Genomic DNA, 19,200 nt, shown 5'->3' with positions numbered 1-19,200 from the left:
GCCGCCGTAGTAGCGGCGGCCGGGGTAGCCCTCGGCGTACTTGTTGGTCAGTACCGAGCCCTGGGCCTCCAGGACGGCCCGCGGCGCGAAGTTCTCGGAAGCAATCATTTCAAGGGTGTCGCGCTGGCGGGCCAACTCGTCCTTGAGAACGGCGGCGATTTCCGGGTCAATCTCGGACAGCGGCGCGTTGGTTACTGATGCGGTCACAGACAAAGAGGTCACGTTGAGCTCCTGGGATGTTGGGGTGTGGTTCTACAGGTCAGGTTACCCGTTCAGCAGACGGCGCCCCTAGTCGGACAGCGCTCATGCGGATGGATGTTAACTTGACCTACGTCCCAGGCGTGCGATCCGTGGTCGGCGCTGCGCGCCGTCGTCGTACATTAGTGCACGAAGGCGCTTGCCGCTTCCTGATGGTGACCCACCTAACGCCAGTTGCGGCAGTTGTAACCTTAGCTCATCGGGCGGCGGCACGCAGGTACTCTGGGAGGCGTGAATACGTCCAATGCCTTTGTCCTGGCGCTGTCCTGCCCGGATCGGCCGGGTATAGTGCATGCCGTCTCGGGAGCCCTGGTCGCGGGAAGCTGCAACATTACTGAGTCGCAGCAATACGGAAATCCCGAAACCGGCACCTTTTTCATGCGGGTCGCCATGACGACGACGGCAACGCACGCCGAGGTCCGGGCTCAACTGGCGCCTGTCGCGGAGTTGTTTGGCATGTCGTGGGAGCTGCACAGCGAAGGCGTTCCCGCACGGACGCTCATCATGGCTTCGAAGTCCGCACATTGCCTCAACGACCTGCTGTTCCAGCAACGTTCGGGAACGCTGCCGATCGAGGTGCCGGTGATCGTGTCCAACCACCGGGAGCTTGCAGGGCTCGCGGATTTCTACGGGATTCCTTTTCATCACATTCCGGTCCTCGCCGATGGCAAGGACCAGGCTGAGGGCGCGCTCCGGGACCTTCTCCTGAAGCACGATATTGAGCTTGTGGTGCTGGCCCGCTACATGCAGGTGCTTAGCGACACGCTCTGCTCCGATCTGGTGGGGAAGGCGATCAACATTCACCACTCTTTCCTCCCGTCATTTAAGGGTGCGCGGCCTTACCACCAGGCGCATGCGCGCGGCGTCAAGCTGATCGGGGCGACTGCTCACTACGTGACGCCAGCGCTGGACGAGGGCCCCATCATTGAGCAGGAGGTCATCCGTGTGAATCACGCCCGGACGGCCACTGAGCTGGCGGCGATAGGCAGCGATGTCGAAGGACGGACGCTGGCGCAGGCCGTCAAATGGCATGCCGAGCACAGGGTGTTGCTGGACGGCACCCGAACCGTGGTTTTCAACTGACAGACTGTCTGCAACCGACCAATTGGAGTCATGATGAACGACGAACAGCCTCTGAGGTACCGCGTACTGACCGGGCAGGATGACAAAGCGTTCTGCGCACGGGTCAGCGAGGCGCTGGACAACGGCTATGTGCTGTACGGCTCCCCAAGCCTCACCTACAACGGCGACCGCGTGGTGGTGGCGCAGGCGGTTGTGCTGGCGGACTGACTTTCTGCGGCTTGTTTGGGCAGGGATAGAGCAATCCAGACAAATGTGGGCAGTAATTCCGTCCATCTGGTCTGGAGCGCTCTAAAACTTGTCCAGGTTGCTCCAGCAACGATCCACCTTGCTCACCATCATGCCCATGACGGACCACTTGCTGGATACTTCCCTCTTTGCGGGAGACCTGCAGACGTCAACTCACGGGCAAGCGCCTCGGGGGACTGAGCGGTAGGCCACTCCCATCGCACCACTCCCACTCCAGTGGCGCGGATACGGTTCTCCCTGTTCTTCTCGTCAATGACTACCTGGGCCGGAGTTCTACCCATCAGATACTCCGGCTTCATGTACTTCCCTCGACCATCAAACTCCCCGACCAGTTGGTAATCCTCCCAGTAAAAGTCCACTGTGGCGACGTGACCGCGGGCATCGATGATTTGGTGCTGCAACACGGGAGCAGGGAAGCCCAACTGCGCCATGTGGACGCGACTCAATGACTCCCCCGGATACATTGCCAGCCCCGAGGCGAACTCCAGGACGCGCCGCGCCCTCCGCCGTTTGGCGCCGGACACCAAGAGGTCGATCCGGGTCTCGACTTCGGCCTTCGTCACCGGCTTGGAGTGGATTTCGCCTGGGAGGGGCTTGGTATTCAGCAGTCGGTCCATCACGGCCACAGCCCATGGAAAGTCGTACAAAATCGCAAGATCCACCGCAGTTTGGACCTTGCCCGTGACCAGAACCCCATCTACTTCGGCAGTGGTGACAGCGGCCGGATCCCGCGTGAGGCGGCGAACCCCGTTGCTGCTCTTGCGTCCGCTCTGGGCCGGCACAATCACTTGCACATCAGCTGGAAGAGTTGGGCGCGGCAGGCCCCAGAGCAACCCGGCGGATTCGGCGCCAAATAGTGGAACCTTACGAGAGGTAAGGGTCATGGCCGCAAGCATCCCACGGTAGCGCTCCTCATCCTCCAACTGCCCCCAACCCAGCGCATCCACGTAGCACCCCTGCCGAATTCGGAGGAGCTCGCCGCTCTTGGACCGGCGGGAAAGCTCGCGCGGCCACGCCTCGTCGTCGGGCTTTTCCGCGCTGGTCCTCATAGGGATCGAGAATTGAGTCATCACTCCAGCCAAACTCAAATCCCGGCCCGCAGCTAAGACAACCGTCCGTATGTGGATAACCTTCGGACGCGCGAGCGGGCCTCTCCCGTACCCATGGAGCAGACCAGTCTGGGGTGAGCAGTTTTCCGCTCACCCTGGACTGGTCTGCTCCATACCCAGTCCAGGTTGCTCTACATTCACGCATTCACGCCCGCTGCCGCCACACCCCGCACCCGGCGTTAGGCTGGGCGCATGGCTCACATCATCATCTTTGACGGAAAAACCCCCTCCATCGCCGAGAACGCCTTTGTTGCCCCGACCGCATCCATCATTGGCGATGCCACTCTGGGCGACGGCTCAAGCGCCTTCTATGGTGTGAGCGTCCGCGCAGACACGGAGAGGATTCGTGTAGGCGCGGGCACCAATCTCCAGGACAACGCAGTGCTCCACGCGGACCCGGGATTCCCGACGACCGTCGGTGACCGCGTGAGCGTTGGCCACAGCGCAGTGGTGCACGGCTGCACCATCGGCAACGACTGCCTGATCGGAATGAGCGCCACCATCATGAACGGTGCAAGCATCGGCAAGGAAACGCTGGTGGCCGCCGGCGCCGTCGTTCTTGAAGGCACCGTGGTGCCACCCCGTTCGCTGGTGGCCGGGGTGCCCGCCAAAGTCCGCAGGGAACTCTCGGACGAAGAAGTGGAGAGCATCAAACGCAATGCTGCCCAGTACCGTGAGTTGGCCGCTGAACACCGCCGTGCGTTAACTTCTTGACTGCAATGGCTGTTCTATAGCACCCTGTACTACATGCCCGTAGAACCTGCCTCACTGCCGAGGTCCGCCTCCAACGGGTCCCTTCCCCAGCCGGGGTCACAATCCGCGTTGCGCCAGCAGAATCAGCAACGAATCATCCAGGCGCTGATGACAGGGGGGCCGCAGACCCAGGCAGAGCTTGCCCGGCAGACGGGCCTGTCCACCGCGACGGTATCGAATATCGTCAAGGTGATGTCCGACGCCGGACAGGTCGCCACGGAGCCCACCACCAGTTCCGGCCGGCGCGCGCTTCTAGTGATGCTCAACGACAATGGCTCGGTTGCTGCCGGAATCGACATTGGCCGCCGGCACGTCCGGGTGGTACTGGCAGGACTCGACTACCGCGTCCTACTGGAAGAGGCGGTCAGCCTGCCGCTGGGACACAGCGCCGAGGAAGGCCTCAACGCCGCCTCCGACCTCATGGACAGCCTCCTGGAGCAGGGCGGAATCCCGCGCGGTTCAGTGCTTGGTGCAGGCGTGGGAATACCAGGCCCAATCGACCGCCGCACCGGGACCGTGGTGCAGGGCGCAATCCTCCCCGAATGGGTCGGCATCAATATGCTCCGCACCTTTGGTGAACGACTCGGAATCCCGGTTTTCATCGACAACGACGCCAATCTCGGAGCCCTTGCGCAGGTCACGTGGGGGCCGCACAGCTCCGTGGAGAATCTCGTATTCCTCAAGATCGGATCCGGCATTGGGGCGGGCTTGATCCTCAATGGTTCGCTGTATTACGGAAACGTCGGAATCACCGGCGAGATAGGCCACACCACAATCAACGAGCACGGTCTTGTCTGCCGTTGCGGGAACCGCGGATGCCTTGAGACCGTGGCATCAACCTCAACGATGATCGCGCTGCTCAGCCGTGGCGGCACCGGGCAGCTGGACGCCCATGACATCGTTTCCCTTGCCCGGCGCGGAGACACAGCCACTCTTCGGGTGATCGACGACGCAGGCCTGGCCGTGGGCCGCGCCGTCGCCCACGTGGCCAACCTGATCAATCCCGAGCTCATTGTTATGGGCGGCTCACTCACGGGGCTCGGCGACATCCTGTTGGAGCCCATTCGACGGGGGCTTCTGCGTCATGCGGTCCCCATGGTGGGCGACTCTACAACCGTTCTGATGTCCTCCCTCGGTGACCGGGCGGAAGCGCTGGGAGGCGCCGCCGTCGTGCTGTCGCAACCCAGCCTTCAATTGACCCCATGATTTCATTTACGACACAATCCAGTTCGACTTTGCGTTAAAGACTTGACTACAAGCACTCTTCTAGAGTTAACTTCTTTTCCAGGCCTTCTGGCCCATCAAGACAATGCCGTCACTGCGGGAGGCTGCGAATGGACCATCACACGATCCTTGAGATGCGCTCGATCACCAAGGAGTTTCCGGGCGTTAAGGCGCTCGACAATGTTTCACTGACAGTGACCGCCGGCGAAATCCACGCTATCTGCGGCGAAAATGGTGCGGGTAAATCAACCCTCATGAAAGTGCTGTCCGGTCTGTACCCGCATGGCACCTATTCAGGGGAGATCCACTACCAGGGCCAGGAGGTTCAGTTCAAGGACATCCGATCGAGTGAAGCGGCCGGGATTGTGATCATCCATCAGGAGCTGGCCCTCATTCCGGAACTCTCCATTGCGGAGAACATCTTTCTGGGAAATGAACCCACGCGAATGGGCGTCATCGACTGGGACAAGGTCAATGCGAGCACTCTTGAGCTACTTGCCCGGGTTGGGCTGAGCGAGGAGCCAATCACCAAGATCAAAGACATTGGCGTTGGTAAGCAGCAACTGGTGGAAATCGCCAAGGCACTCAGCAAATCCGTCAAACTGCTCATCCTCGATGAGCCAACCGCCGCTTTGAATGAATCCGACTCGCAGCATCTGCTTGATCTGATGTCCGGGCTGCGGTCCAAGGGGATCTCCTGCATCATGATTTCCCACAAGCTGAACGAAATTGAACAAATCGCAGACTCGATCACCATCATCCGCGATGGCAAGGCCATTGAGACCCTCCATGTCAAGAACGACGGCGTCGATGAAGATCGGATCATCCGCGGCATGGTTGGCCGCTCGCTGGAATCGCGATTCCCCGACCACACCCCAAACATCGGCGAGACGTTCTTTGAGGTGCGGAACTGGACTGTTGGACATCCCAGCGCGGCAGACCGACTAGTGTGCAAGAACTCCAACTTCAAGGTGAAGCGCGGCGAGATTGTCGGCTTTGCCGGCCTGATGGGCGCCGGCCGCACCGAGCTGGCCCGGTCCATCTTCGGGCGATCCTACGGCAATTTCAAGTCGGGCCAACTGTTCAAAGACGGCAAGGAGATCACACTCAAGTCGGTGCCGCAGGCAATCCGCCACGGCCTGGCCTATGTCACCGAGGACCGCAAATCGCTAGGGTTGAACCTGCTGGACGACATCAAGTCCACCACCGTCGCTGCCAACCTGAAAAAGATCACCAACGGTCTGGTGGTTGATGAAGATGAAGAGTTCACGGTTGCCGAAGAGTACCGCAGGTCGCTGCGCACCAAGGCTCCCTCGGTCAATGAGGGAGTGGCCAAGCTGTCCGGCGGCAACCAGCAGAAGGTGGTGCTGGCCAAGTGGATGTTCACTGACCCCGACCTTTTGATCCTTGACGAGCCAACCCGTGGAATCGATGTTGGCGCGAAGTTTGAGATTTACGGCATCATCCAGCGCCTGGCCAACCAGGGCAAGGGCGTCATTGTCATTTCCTCCGAACTTCCAGAGCTCCTGGGAATCTCCGACCGCATCTATACCATCTTCGAGGGCGCCATCACCGGTGAGCTGCGCCGCGGGGAAGCAGACCAGGAATCCCTCATGAAACTCATGACCGCCGGCAAGAAATCCGCCTAAACCAAGTACTCAAGGACTCCACACCATGACTTCACTCAAGCAACTATTCGGCGGCGATACGCGACAATTCGGGATGATCTTCGCGCTCATTGCCCTGGTGATCTTCTTCCAGATCATGACAGGCGGCAACACGCTGACGCCGGGCAACATGATCAACCTCTTCAACGGAAACTCCTACATCCTGATCCTCGCGATCGGAATGGTCTTGGTCATCATCGCCGGACACATCGATCTGTCAGTGGGCTCCACGGCAGCGTTTGCGGGCATTGTGGTGGCGATGGTGATGCGGGACTGGAATTTCCCGTGGTACCTGGGCATCCTGGTCGGACTGCTGCTCGGAGCGCTCATTGGGGCCTGGCAGGGGATGTGGGTAGCCATCTTCGGCATACCGGCGTTCATTGTCACCCTCGCCGGAATGCTTTTATTCAGGGGCGCCAACCAGTTTGTAGGACAGTCCAATACGGTTCCGGTGCCGCAGGAGTTCCGGTTTATCGGCGCGGGTTACCTTCCCGAAATTGGCCCGGTCACGGGCTATAACAATCTGACGGTGCTCCTGGGCCTCGGACTCTGCGGCGTAGTCATCTACGGCGAGCTCAGGAAGCGGAAGCGGTTCGAGAAGGTTGGAGCCCAGCCGGCTCCCCTGTGGGTATCAGTTACCCGAATGGTCCTCCTCAGCGCGGTCATCCTCTACGCCACCTACCTCTTTGCGACCGGAAACCGCGGAACATCCTTCCCCGTTCCGGGCTTGATCCTCGGCGTGCTGGTCATCATCTACGGCTTCATTTCCACCAAGACCATCATTGGACGCCACGTCTACGCGGTGGGTGGCAACAGGCACGCAGCTGATCTGACAGGTGTACGGAGCAAGCGGGTGGACTTCCTGGTGATCATGAACATGTCCATCCTGGCAGCGCTGGCGGGCATGATCTTTGTGGGGCGGTCCACCGCGTCCGGCCCGTTTGACGGCGTGGGCTGGGAACTCGACGCCATCGCCGCCGTCTTCATTGGCGGTGCGGCCGTGACAGGCGGCGTAGGAACCGTTGTCGGCTCAGTAATAGGCGGACTGGTCATGGCCGTCCTGAACAATGGCCTCCAGCTCCTGGGCGTCGGCGCGGATATGACCCAGATCATTAAGGGATTGGTGCTGCTGGTCGCGGTGGCGTTCGATGTCTACAACAAGAGTCAGGGCAAACGCTCAATTACCGGGCTCATCATGAAGAACTTTGGCAACCAAGGCAAACCCGAGATACCGACCGACACGAAGAAGGTCATTTCGCATGACGCTTCAGTGTCCTAAGAACCCCACAAATCCCGGATTAATAACAGAAAGAGAATGGAATGCGTAAGTTAACCACATCCCTTGCGGCGGTTGCGACGATTTCAGCGTTGGCGCTGACCTCCTGCGGCCGGGCTGAGGAAACTCCCGGTGCAGAAGTGCCTGCGGGATTCGAAGAAGGCTCCGCGATTGGAGTTGCCCTTCCCCAAAAAACCTCTGAGAACTGGGTACTGGCGGAGGGTCTGTTCAACGACGGCCTGACGGAGGCCGGATACGATCCGGATGTTCAGTTTGCCAACGGCGGCGTCTCGGAGCAGCAGAACCAGATCAGCTCCATGATCACCAACGGCGTTGAGGTTCTTGTTGTCGGTGCAATCGACGGCGCACAGTTGGGTACCCAGCTGCAGCAGGCCAAGGACGCCGGCATCACGATCATCGCCTACGATCGCCTGCTCACCAACACGGAAAACGTGGACTACTACGTGGCCTACGACAACTTCCAGGTCGGCGAATTGCAAGGCCAGGCGCTGCTTGACGGCATGGCCGAACGCGGAGAGGGACCGTACAACATTGAACTGTTTGCCGGCTCCCCCGATGATGCAAACGCCCAGGTGTTCTTTGACGGCGCCATGAGCATCCTGCAGCCGGAGATCGACGCCGGCAACCTCAACGTGGTGTCCGGCCAGGTGGAATTCAACCAGGCAGTGACCCAGGGCTGGGAAGCCGGCAATGCCCAGACCCGCATGGACACACTGTTGACGGGCAACTACACCTCGGAGGAGCTGCACGGCGTGCTGTCCCCGAACGACACACTGGGCCGGGCCATCCTCACGTCCGTGAAAGCAGCCGGCAAGGACCTGCCGGTGGTTACCGGGCAGGATTCCGAGGTTGAATCAGTCAAGTCGATCATGGCGGACGAGCAGTACTCCACGATCAACAAAGACACCCGCGCCCTGGTGGATCATGCCATTGAGATGGTTGAGGGTCTCGCGGCTGGCGAGGAACTGGAGATCACCGATCCCGATTCTTACGACAATGGTGTCAAGGTGGTACCTGCCTACCTGCTGGAGCCACAGATTGTCACTAAGGAAAACGCTGCGGAAGCCTACGCAAATGACCCCACCCTGTCCGAACTGACCAAGTAAGACCTACGGAGGTCCCCGGCCGCCAGCGGTCGGGGACTTCTTTTGATTCGATTCTAAAGAAGTCTTGCTAAAGACTTCTTTAGAATGCATACTGATGTGCATGACAATGAACGACGGCGGCACCTCACCTTTCGCCGAGGGCGTCACCTACCGCGGGCCGGAAGACGAACAAGTGGTCAGCGACCCGGTGCGCATCCGGGCGCTGGCGCACCCGGTGCGGCTTGAACTACTGGATTTCCTCGATGACGCGGGCCAGGCGACAGCCACCGAATGTGCGGCGGCCATCGATGAGTCGGTGGCGAGCTGTTCCTACCACCTGCGCATGCTCGCCAAACACGGCTACATCGAGCAGGCAGATCAGGCCGGACGGGAAAAACCATGGAAAGTGGTGTCCCACAGCCGCTCCCAGGTGGTTGACCGCAACGCCCCGGGATCCGTGCATGCGGTGACCGCCATGGCTGGTATCCACGTTCATCGGCAGGCAGACCGCATTCAATCCTGGCTCGCCCGCGCTCCGCAGTTGCCCATCGATGACATCGACGTGTCAACGATCATGGGTTCCAGCTTTTACGCCACTCATGAAGAGATCCGTCAGTTCAGGGATGACTTGATGGAGCTCGGACGCCGCTTCGACGGTCGTTGGCAGAATCCGGATCAGCGGCCCAATGGCTCCATGCCGGTTCAGCTGTTCGCGGTGATGAATATTGATCCCGACCGCGACCCGCACGCTGCCACCTGCCCCCGGCAGAACGGAGGCGGGTCCTGACTCCGGACGAATCAACCAGTCACCACTCCCCCGTTCTTGTCACAGCTGAGCCCGAGGCCACATCCGTGCCGAAGAGCCCCGCGGATGTGGGAACCAACCGCGATGTACTGGCTATACCCGCCTTTCGGCGCCTCACCCTGGCGTGGATCTTCAGCAACTTCGGCGACTCAGCCCTCTACCTGACCGCTGCGATTTGGGTCAAACAGCTCACGGGAAGCGACGCCCTGGCCGGGCTGGTCTTCGCGGCCCTGGGCCTCCCCGCCCTCTTCGCGCCGCTGACCGGACAACTGGCGGATCGGTTCCGCCGCAAGCCGGTGGTCATCATCAACAACCTGGCCGCCGCCGTCGTCGTTCTGGCGCTCTTGGCGGTCCAGTCCACCGATCAGTTGTGGCTGATCTATCTCGTGATCTTTGTCTATGCAAATACGGCTTATGTGACGGCGGCAGCGCAGTCGGGGCTTCTGCGGGATATGCTCGCCGACCGGCTTCTTGCGCCGGCCAACGGCATGCTCAGCAGCATCGACCAGGGACTGCGCATCATTTCGCCGCTGATTGGGGCCGGAATGCTGGCGCTCTGGGGGATGAACTCGGTGGTGCTGCTGACCTTCGCCTGTTTCGCTGTGGCGGGCGGAGTCCTGGCCACATTGAAAATACGGGAGTCGATGCATGAACTGGATGCCGACGAGTCATTCTGGTCCAGCACCACAGCGGGATTCCGGTTCCTCGCAGCGCACGCGATGCTGCGGCCGGCACTCCTGACGCTGGTGATCGCGGTGGGCGCCACCGGGGTACTGAACGTCACGATCTTCGCCACCAACGAGCAGGGTCTGGGAATGCCGCCGGAGTTTCTCAGCGTGCTGATCAGCTGCCAGGGCGTCATGTCCGTGGTGGGCGGCCTCACCGCCAGCATGGTGATCCGACGTCTGGCAATCCGGAGGACCATGATCCTGGGCGTCTCACTGCTTGCCGCGGCCGTACTGGCATCCGGTGTGCCGTCCCTCCCCGTGGTTCTGGCCGCTACAGTGCTGCTGGGTATCGGTGTTCCGTGGGCGATCATCGCATTTGTGACACTGCGGCAGCAGGAAACGCCGGCCCGGATGCAGGGCCGTACATCAGCCGCCACCAACATGATGATCAACGTTCCGCAGGTTGGTGCGTCCATGATCGCGGCCGCGCTGATCGGCGTGGTTGACTACCGGATCCTGATTGTCGCGATGTGTGGTGTCTGCGTGATGGGCATCCTGCCGCTGCTGCTGGGGCGGGCTGTTCGCGCACACGCAGCGGCGTAACCTGTGGACGGCATCGCTGCCACAGGGAAGGATGAGGGTATGACTCCCTTCACAAGACTCCCCCTGCCCCCATGCGCCCGCCCTGATGCACCCAGTCCGCTCGCTGCCACGGGCTCTCCGCTGTGCTGGGGCGTAGCGGCGACGGGCGGGATCGCGGGGACCGTCACCAAGGAGATTGCGCAGCTTGAGGACGCAGTGCTGCAGGCCGTGAGCTCCAGAAGCGAGGAGAAGGCCCGGGCATTCGCTGCCACTCACGGCTTCGAATCCGCCTATTACGACGACGACGACGCCACCGGCTACCAGCACATGGTCAACGACCCGCTGGTGGACGTTGTGTATGTCGCCACACCACATGCTCAGCATTATGAAGTGGCACGTGCTGCGCTCTCTGCGGGTAAGCATGTGCTCTGCGAGAAAGCGTTCACGGTTAATGCCCGAGAAGCGGAGGAACTGATCGAACTCGCCCGGTCCCGTGGACTCTTCCTGATGGAAGCCACCTGGACCCGCTTTGTGCCGAGCGTCAACCGTGCCTGGGAGATCATCGATTCCGGCGAGCTGGGTGACATTCAGTGGGTACAGGCGGACATCGGTTTCCCTGCAGAGTACAACCCGACTGCTCGGCTCTGGGACCCCGCGGCTGGTGGCGGGGCGCTCCTGGACCTGACGGTTTATCCCCTGACCTGGGCTTTGGGTGCGTTGGGTTTCCCGTCGTCGGTCACCGCGTCAGGATCACTGAACGACGACGGCGTCGACACCCAGAACGCGTTGATACTGAACTATGCGACTGGTGCGCAGGCTCAGCTGACGTCGTCGTTGCTTGCCGCCGGACCCGGCGTTGCCACAATTTCGGGCAGCAAGGGTTGGTTGCGGGCCTCCGCCTCCCTTCATCATCCGACGGAGCTCCTGATCCAACCTGTTGGCGGGGAGGCGAGAATAGAAACCTTTGACCGTTCCTTCAACTTTGCCTATGAGCTCCGCGAGACCACCAGATGCATCCAGGAAGGTCTTGTGGAGAGCCCCACAATGTCCTGGGCAGATAGCTTGAACACCATGAGATTGTTCGACGGCGTGCGTGCGCAGTTGGGTCTGCGCTACGCGAATGACAATGGATAGGACTTAACAGCAGAAGCCACCAAGCTAGCCGAGGGACGACAGCACGTCATTCAGCTTCGCGGAAGGACGCATAACTGAGACCACTTTGGTGATTTCCGGACGATAGTAGCCGCCGATGTCCACAGGCGATCCCTGTACAGCGAGCAGTTCCGACAGGATGACGTCTTCGTGTGAGGTCAACTCGTTGGCCACTGTGGAAAAAGCTGCCGCAAGGTCGGTGTCGTCGGTCTGCACAGCCAGTTCCGTGGCCCAGAACTGCGCCAGGAAGAAGTGACTCCCACGGATGTCGATCTCACCGGCCCGGCGGCTGGGCGACTTGTTCTCCAACAGGAACGTTGCGGTTGCCTTGTCCAAGGTGTCGGCCAGGATTTGTGCCCGCGCGTTGCCCGTGGACGTGGCCAGGTGCTCGAAGCTAACTGCAAGGGCAAGGAACTCGCCCAGGCTGTCCCACCGGAGATGGTTTTCCTTAACCAACTGCTGGACGTGCTTGGGTGCCGACCCTCCGGCGCCGGTTTCGAACAGTCCGCCACCGTTGATCAGCGGAACCACCGAAAGCATCTTTGCACTGGTTCCGAGCTCCAGGATGGGGAACAGGTCAGTGAGGTAATCACGCAACACGTTGCCTGTGACGGAAATAGTATCCTCGCCCCTCCTGATGCGGTCTAACGTAAACGCCGTCGCATCCACGGGGGACTTGATCTCCAGCTGGAGACCATCGGTGTCGTGTTCCTGGAGATATTCACCGACCTTGGTGATCAGGTTGGCGTCGTGGGCGCGATGCTCGTCCAGCCAGAAAACGGCAGGTGTTCCGGACGCACGGGCGCGGGTGACCGCCAGCTTCACCCAGTCACGGATCGGCGCGTCCTTGGTCTGGCAGGCGCGCCAGATATCACCCGGCTCCACTGCATGTTCAATCAGGACAGAACCGGAGCGGTCCACGATCTGCACCGTGCCTGCATCCTGGATCTCAAATGTCTTGTTATGGCTGCCATACTCCTCTGCCGCCTGAGCCATCAGCCCGACGTTCGGTACGGTTCCCATGGTGGTGGGGTCATAGGCGCCGTTGGCCCGGCAATCATCGATGACCACCTGGTAGATCCCCGCGTAGGAGCTGTCCGGCAATACCGCAAGCGTGTCGGCTTCCTGGCCGTCCGGACCCCACATGTGCCCTGAGGTTCGGATCATGGCCGGCATCGACGCGTCAACAATAACGTCGCTGGGAACGTGCAGGTTGGTGATTCCCTTGTCGGAGTCCACCATGGCCAGTGACGGGCCGTCCGAAAGGCCCTGACGGATAGCTGCCTCGACGTCGTTGCGCACCTCCGCAGGCAACTTGTCCAACCCGGACAGGATGGCGCCGAGACCGTTGTTGGGGTTCAGCCCGGCAGTTGCAAGCTGATCGCCGTAGGCGGCAAACACCTCGGGCAGAAACGCGCGGACAATGTGACCGAAGATGATGGGATCCGAGACCTTCATCATCGTCGCTTTCAGGTGCGCAGAGAACAGCACACCTTCTTCCTTGGCCCGCGCTACCTGTGCGCTGAGGAATTCATCGAGTGCTGCCGCACGCATCACGGTTCCGTCGATGACCTCGCCAGCCAGCACGGGGAAAGCCTCCTTGAGCACGCTGACCGTGCCGTCCTGGGAGACGTGCTGGATGGTCAGGGTGTCCTCAGCCTTCAGAACAACCGACTTCTCGTTTGACCGGAAGTCTCCATCACTCATGGTGGCCACATTGGTCTGTGAATCCGAGCTCCATGCCCCCATAGAGTGGGGGTACTTCCGCGCGTAATTCTTCACTGATAGTGGTGCCCGGCGGTCAGAGTTGCCTTCCCGAAGAACAGGGTTGACGGCTGAGCCCTTGATTTTGTCGTACCGTGCACGAACGTTGCGCTCCTCATCCGTTGACGGATTGTCAGGATGATCAGGCAATGCATAGCCTTGGCCCTGCAGTTCGGCGATGGCCGCCTTCAACTGGGGAAGCGAGGCGCTGATATTAGGCAGCTTGATGATGTTGGCTTCCGGCTTGGTTGCCAGTTCACCCAGCTCGGCCAATGCGTCATTGATCCGCTGCTCCTCGGTGAGGTAGTCCCCGAAGGCGGCGATGATGCGCCCTGCCAGCGAAATGTCGCGGGTCTCCACTTCCACACCTGCCGTTGAAGCAAACGCCTCGATGATCGGCAGGAACGAATAGGTGGCCAGCATGGGCGCTTCGTCAGTGTGGGTATAGATGATCTTGGCCATTATTGGGCGTCTCCCTGGGGGTCTTCGTGTGCTGAAATTTTATGGTGATTCAACTTCTCTAACGTACCGGGTTAGTGGAAGAAGTGGCGTGCGCCGGTGAAGTACATGGTGACGCCGGCAGCTTTGGCCGCATCGATGACTTCCTGGTCGCGCACCGAGCCGCCCGGCTGCACCACTGCGCGGACTCCGGCATCAATCAAGATCTGCAGGCCGTCGGCAAACGGGAAGAACGCGTCCGACGCCGCCACGGCACCGCGGGCACGCTGGGCACCTTCACTGCCAAGGGTGTTGGCACGCTCCACCGCCAGCCTGCAGGAATCGAGCCTGTTAACCTGCCCCATGCCCACACCCACTGCGGCACCGCCCTGGGCGAGGAGAATTGCGTTCGATTTAGCGGCGCGGCAGGCCCTCCAGGCAAAGGTGAGGTCCGCAAGTGTTTGCTCATCCGCTGGGTCACCTGCGGCAAGCGTCCAGGCGTCAGGGTTGTCGCCGTCGGCCTCCAGTGTGTCCACCAGCTGCACCAATAGTCCGCCGGATACCTGCCTGATCTCGGCAGGGTTGCGGCCGTACCCCTCCGGCAGCGTGAGCAGTCGGATGTTCTTCTTGGCGGACAGAATTTCCACGGCTTCAGGCTCGAAGGACGGCGCGATGACCACTTCGGTGAAAATGTCCTTCACTGTGCGCGCCATGCTGGCGGTGACGGTGCGGTTGGCCGCGATGACTCCCCCGTAGGCGGAGACGGGGTCACAGGCGTGGGCTCTGGAGTGGGCGTCCGCTATGGGATCGGCGGCATCCGGTGAGGCCACCGCGATTCCACACGGATTGGCGTGCTTGATAATGGCGACCGCCGGCTCGGCGAAATCGAATGCGGCCCGGAGCGCGGCGTCGGCGTCCACGAAGTTGTTGTAACTCATGGCCTTGCCGTGCAGCTGATCCGCCTGGGCAATACCCGGGGTGGCGCCCTTCTCCACGTAGAGTGCCGCCGCCTGGTGCGGGTTCTCGCCGTAGCGGAGGACTTCCGAGCGTTCGAGCGCCAGTCCGGTGTAGGCGGGCCAATCGTTGCCCGCCTCGGTCCCGTCGCCAAACTGCGCGGCCGTCCACGATGCCACCGCGTTGTCGTAGGAGGCGGTGTGTGAAAAAGCCAAGGCGGCCAGCCGTCGTCGTGCACTGAGGTCAAAGCCGCCCGTCGCCGCGGCGGTGACCACATCGCCATAGCGCGCTGGGTCAACCACCACGGCAACCGACGGGTGGTTCTTGGCGGCGGAGCGCACCATGGCCGGGCCGCCGATATCGATCTGCTCGACGACGTCGTCCTCCCCTGCCCCAGACTTCACCGTGTCCACAAACGGGTAAAGGTTCACCACCACCAGGTCAAAGGGCTCGACGTCCATGTCGGCGAGCTGGTCCACATGGTCCTGGCGGCGGCGGTCAGCGAGGATTCCTGCGTGTACGCGAGGGTGAAGTGTTTTGACCCGGCCATCCAGGCATTCCGCGAAACCGGTGAGCTCCGAGACTTCCAGCACCGGCACGCCTGACGCGGCAATCCGCTGCGCGGTGGAGCCTGTCGAAACAATACTCACGCCTGCGCGGTGAAGGCCCTGTGCCAGCTCCTCCAACCCCGACTTGTCGTATACCGAGATGAGCGCCCGGCGGATGGGAACACGGTCAAGCTTGATTGCAGTCACGCAGGTCTCCAGAACGGTAAGGCCAGTGGGGATCTGTCCAAGTCTAATTGACGGCAGGAGTACCCTGCCGAAGGGTTGTAGTTTAGTTACATTGACTTGTTTGCAACTGAACACTAATTTCATACACTGGGGTGTGACGCGTTCACCCGCAACCAATCACCCATCACTCGCGGGGCTACTTCGCCCCGGTCTCAATGAGGAGCAAGCACTATGAAGAAGCTGAGGATTCCGCTCGCTATGGCGGCGGCAGCCACCCTGACGCTGACGGCCTGCGGCGGAGGTGACGGCGGCGCATCCACCAACGCAGAAGGCGAGACCCTCAGCGTGTGGATTATGCAGGGCACCAACCCGGACGCCGAAGCCTACTTCGACGAGGTGAAGACCAAATTCACCGAGGAAACCGGGGCAACCCTGGATGTCCAGTTCATCCAGTGGGCAGAGGCGCATGACCGGTTTGTGACTTCCATTGCCGGCGGCACCACCCCTGATGTTGCTGAGACCGGCAACACCTGGACTGGTGAATTTGCCGACGCGGGAGCCCTTGCCCCCCTGGACGAATACGTCACTGCGGCAAACCTCGACGGCGACCTTGTCGAAGGCCTGGTGGAGTCCGGGACCCTTGACGAAAGCCTCTATGGTATGCCCTGGTATGCAGGCGTTCGATCGGTCATCTACCGCACCGACATCTTCGAGGAACTTGGCCTGGAAGTACCCACTACCTGGGACGAACTTGTTGACGTTGGGCTTGCCCTCAAGGAAGCCAAGCCGGAAATGACACCCTTCGCCATCCCCGGGGACAATGGCTATGCTGCCTACCCCTTCATCTGGGGCAACGGCGCCAACCTTGCAACCAAGGAAGGGGACACCTGGACGTCAGGGCTCACATCCCCGGAGGCCCGCGAAGGCCTTGAGTTCTACACCGGCCTTGCCACCGAGCACGGCCTCTCCTCCGCCGGCGCCACCACGTGGAACGCAAAGGACATCCTCGACAACTTTGTGCAGGGCAACCTGCCCATGGCAGTCATGGGCTCCTGGGAACCACCGGCAATCCTTGAACAGAACCCGGATCTTGAAGGCAAAATCGGCGCATTCCCCATTCCGGGTCCGGACGGCAACATCAGCCCTTCGTTCCTCGGAGGATCGCACCTCAGTGTCTTCGAAAGCTCCGAAAACAAGGATCTGGCGTGGGCCTTCGTTGAAATGATGGCCACCGGCGAGCTCGCGGACAAGTGGGCGGAACAGACCAACTACTTCCCGGGCCAGACGTCCCTGCTGGAGGACGCTGTGGCCTCCGACGATCCGTTGGTGAAGCCATTCGCCACCCAGTTTGTGGAAGGCGGCACCTCTGTCCCGGTCACCCCGCAGTGGGGTGCAGTAGAAGCGCAGAAGACCCTGCCCGCCATGATCCAGTCGATCCTGTCCGAGCAGAAAACCGTCGACCAGGCAACCGAGGACGCCGCGGCGGAAATCGAAGAACTGCTGAACGGAAACTGATTTCTTGTCTGCTCCACCAACGGATCTGGCCCCTCCCCGCAACACGCGGGGCGGGGTCAGCCCCCGCACCAAACGCAAGCTGACCATGTCCACTGCGCGGCCCTGGCTGCTGCTCGCGCCCGCACTGCTGGTGCTCGCCGTACTCCTGCTCTGGCCCCTGCTCCGAGTAGTGCTGTTCTCGCTGCAGGACTACGGCCTGCGTGAAATAGTCAGCGGGCGTTCGAACTACATCGGCTTCGACAACTATGCCGAGATCTTCGCCGACCCCATGCTGTGGCAGGTTGTGCTGCCCAATACCGTTGGCTTCGCCATTGTGGCTGTGGGCGGAACCGTGGTTTTTGGCACCCTTGTAGCACTGCTGCTCGCATCACTCTCCCGTGGCTGGCGGACAGTGGTCAGCAGTTGCATCATGGTGGCCTGGGCCATGCCCGCCGTCACCGGAACGTACGTATGGATCTGGCTGTTCGACGCCGACCGTGGGCTGATCAACGGGATCCTCCTGGGGACCGGCATCATCGACGACCCCCAGAACTGGTTCACCGACCGTTGGTCCTTCTACGCGATTGTGGTGCTCAACATCGTCCACCACGGATTCCCCTTTGTTGCGATCACCGTCCTGGCGGGTCTGCTGGGCGTGTCAAAAGAGATGATCGAAGCCGCCACCGTTGACGGCGCAGGCGCGTTCCGCCGCTTCTTCCAGATCATCTTTCCCACCCTCAGGCCCGTATTCGCCGTCGTCATCATCCTTTCCACCATCTGGGACTTCAAGGTGTTTGCACAGATTTACCTGATGCCCGGCGGCTCCGGATCCAATCGATCCGTCCTGAACCTGGGTGTCTGGTCCTACGTTGAGTCATTTGCGCAGAACCGTTACGGACTCGGGTCGGCGATCGCTGTCCTGCTGACCCTGCTGCTCCTTGTGGTCAGCGTTCTCTATGTCCGGACACTCTTCAAGGAGGAAAAATGAGCGCGCCCGCTCCGACCCGCAGCCGGGCCAGCACCCCTGAAGTGATCCCGCAGCGACGCCCACGCAGCCCGCGGGCACGCTGGATCCTTGCCGCGAAAGCCCTGGCCGTCGCAGCACTGCTGGTGTTCACTCTGTTCCCCACCTACTGGATGGTGTCCGGCGCCTTCGATGCCCGCGCCTCAAGCGGGGCACAATCGCTGCTTCCAAGCGAGCCCACCTGGGAGAACTTCCGCTATGTCCTCGACGAGGGCGGCTTTGGAACCTTCCTGAAGAACTCGGTCATTGTGGCCCTGCTGACAGTTCTGGCCTCGGGAATCCTCGCGCTCCTCGCATCGGTGGCAGTGGCCCGCTTCAAATTCAAGTTCCGCACCGCAATCCTGATGATGATCCTGATTATCCAAATGGTCCCGCTTGAGGCCCTTGTCATCCCACTGTTCGTCCAGGTACGGGATTTGCAGCTCCTGAACAGCTTGCTGGGACTGGTGATTGTCTACGTGGCGTTCTCGCTGCCCTTCGGTATCTGGATGCTGCGGGGCTTCGTTGCCGCAGTGCCGGAGGAGCTTGAGGAAGCGGCCTACATAGACGGCGCCAGCTGGGGCCGGATGTTCTGGTCCGTACTGCTGCCCCTGGTGGCACCCGGACTGGTGGCCACGAGCGTTTTCTCCTTTATCACCGCCTGGAACGAGTTCATCTTCGCGCTCACGTTTATGGACAACGCGGACAACTACACGGTTGCCGTTGGCCTTCAACAGTTCTTCGGTGAAAACTCCAACCAGTGGGGCTACGTCATGGCCGGATCCACCCTGATTACACTTCCCGTTATGATCTTTTTCATTCTTGTACAGCGCCGCCTCAGCAGCGGCTTGGTTGCCGGGGCGGTCAAAGGATGAACGACCCCG

Annotated in this window: 16 protein-coding genes and 1 pseudogene; 13 read left to right on the top strand and 4 right to left on the bottom strand. The window is 61.1% G+C overall.

Translation table 11 applies throughout. The features are described from left to right. A pseudogene (locus Y708_RS26165) lies at nt 1-213 on the bottom strand (serine hydroxymethyltransferase); the annotation flags it as partial. 276 nt (nt 214-489) lie between these two features. Here Y708_RS26165 and purU point away from each other — a divergent pair. After that, complete coding sequence (purU, locus tag Y708_RS0118165) at nt 490-1,341, top strand: formyltetrahydrofolate deformylase (protein WP_155853927.1); 852 nt, start codon at nt 490-492, stop codon at nt 1,339-1,341. A 33-nt stretch (nt 1,342-1,374) separates the two neighbouring features. Beyond that, nucleotides 1,375-1,548 (top strand): DUF1737 domain-containing protein, encoded by a 174-nt coding sequence (locus tag Y708_RS28665; RefSeq protein ID WP_081746982.1) that lies wholly within the window; start codon nt 1,375-1,377, stop codon nt 1,546-1,548. A gap of 128 nt (nt 1,549-1,676) precedes the next feature. Here the strand turns inward: Y708_RS28665 and Y708_RS0118155 are convergent, their stop codons facing one another. Continuing rightward, on the bottom strand, nt 1,677-2,657 hold the full coding sequence (locus Y708_RS0118155; RefSeq protein ID WP_051479151.1) for a hypothetical protein: 981 nt from the start codon (nt 2,655-2,657) through the stop codon (nt 1,677-1,679). Nucleotides 2,658-2,888: 231 nt separating this feature from the next. Between Y708_RS0118155 and Y708_RS0118150 the strand changes: the two genes are divergently transcribed. The 8 genes from Y708_RS0118150 to Y708_RS0118115 all read left to right on the top strand — a co-directional run bounded on the left by Y708_RS0118150 (nt 2,889) and on the right by Y708_RS0118115 (nt 11,911). Beyond that, entirely contained in the window at nt 2,889-3,410 is a 522-nt protein-coding gene (locus tag Y708_RS0118150; RefSeq protein WP_028281026.1) for a gamma carbonic anhydrase family protein, read from the top strand. Nucleotides 3,411-3,443: 33 nt separating this feature from the next. Continuing rightward, nucleotides 3,444-4,655, top strand: coding sequence for an ROK family transcriptional regulator (locus Y708_RS0118145; protein ID WP_035776771.1), 1,212 nt, complete (start codon nt 3,444-3,446; stop codon nt 4,653-4,655). A 128-nt stretch (nt 4,656-4,783) separates the two neighbouring features. Continuing rightward, entirely contained in the window at nt 4,784-6,322 is a 1,539-nt protein-coding gene (mmsA, locus tag Y708_RS0118140; protein ID WP_028281024.1) for a multiple monosaccharide ABC transporter ATP-binding protein, read from the top strand. Between the two features lie 25 nt (nt 6,323-6,347). After that, a complete protein-coding gene (gene mmsB / locus Y708_RS0118135; RefSeq protein WP_028281023.1) occupies nt 6,348-7,619 on the top strand; it encodes a multiple monosaccharide ABC transporter permease in 1,272 nt (423 codons plus the stop codon). A gap of 41 nt (nt 7,620-7,660) precedes the next feature. Continuing rightward, a complete protein-coding gene (locus tag Y708_RS0118130) occupies nt 7,661-8,743 on the top strand; it encodes a substrate-binding domain-containing protein (protein WP_028281022.1) in 1,083 nt (360 codons plus the stop codon). 100 nt (nt 8,744-8,843) lie between these two features. After that, nucleotides 8,844-9,509, top strand: a complete 666-nt coding sequence (locus tag Y708_RS26160) for a winged helix-turn-helix domain-containing protein (protein WP_051479150.1) — start codon at nt 8,844-8,846, stop codon at nt 9,507-9,509. A gap of 65 nt (nt 9,510-9,574) precedes the next feature. Further along, on the top strand, nt 9,575-10,798 hold the full coding sequence (locus Y708_RS26155) for an MFS transporter (RefSeq protein ID WP_162150496.1): 1,224 nt from the start codon (nt 9,575-9,577) through the stop codon (nt 10,796-10,798). A gap of 39 nt (nt 10,799-10,837) precedes the next feature. Next, complete coding sequence (locus Y708_RS0118115) at nt 10,838-11,911, top strand: Gfo/Idh/MocA family protein (RefSeq protein ID WP_051479148.1); 1,074 nt, start codon at nt 10,838-10,840, stop codon at nt 11,909-11,911. Nucleotides 11,912-11,935: 24 nt separating this feature from the next. On the opposite strand, the gene Y708_RS0118110 is transcribed toward Y708_RS0118115, so the two are convergent. Together Y708_RS0118110 and purH are read right to left on the bottom strand one after the other, a co-directional pair. Then, nucleotides 11,936-14,155, bottom strand: a complete 2,220-nt coding sequence (locus tag Y708_RS0118110) for an NADP-dependent isocitrate dehydrogenase (RefSeq protein WP_028281020.1) — start codon at nt 14,153-14,155, stop codon at nt 11,936-11,938. Between the two features lie 71 nt (nt 14,156-14,226). Further along, nucleotides 14,227-15,840 (bottom strand): bifunctional phosphoribosylaminoimidazolecarboxamide formyltransferase/IMP cyclohydrolase, encoded by a 1,614-nt coding sequence (gene purH / locus Y708_RS0118105; RefSeq protein ID WP_028281019.1) that lies wholly within the window; start codon nt 15,838-15,840, stop codon nt 14,227-14,229. A gap of 210 nt (nt 15,841-16,050) precedes the next feature. Between purH and Y708_RS0118100 the strand changes: the two genes are divergently transcribed. The 3 genes from Y708_RS0118100 to Y708_RS0118090 all read left to right on the top strand — a co-directional run bounded on the left by Y708_RS0118100 (nt 16,051) and on the right by Y708_RS0118090 (nt 19,191). Then, nucleotides 16,051-17,334, top strand: coding sequence for a sugar ABC transporter substrate-binding protein (locus tag Y708_RS0118100; protein WP_028281018.1), 1,284 nt, complete (start codon nt 16,051-16,053; stop codon nt 17,332-17,334). An 85-nt stretch (nt 17,335-17,419) separates the two neighbouring features. Continuing rightward, on the top strand, nt 17,420-18,301 hold the full coding sequence (locus Y708_RS0118095) for a carbohydrate ABC transporter permease (RefSeq protein ID WP_035776794.1): 882 nt from the start codon (nt 17,420-17,422) through the stop codon (nt 18,299-18,301). Beyond that, complete coding sequence (locus Y708_RS0118090) at nt 18,298-19,191, top strand: carbohydrate ABC transporter permease (RefSeq protein WP_081746974.1); 894 nt, start codon at nt 18,298-18,300, stop codon at nt 19,189-19,191. The genes Y708_RS0118095 and Y708_RS0118090 overlap by 4 nt, the downstream gene beginning before the upstream one ends. Nucleotides 19,192-19,200: the final 9 nt, after the last annotated feature.

The organism is Arthrobacter sp. H5, assembly GCF_000520595.1.
Lineage (GTDB): Bacteria > Actinomycetota > Actinomycetes > Actinomycetales > Micrococcaceae > Arthrobacter_D.
This window is presented reverse-complemented; position numbering and strand designations above follow the sequence as displayed.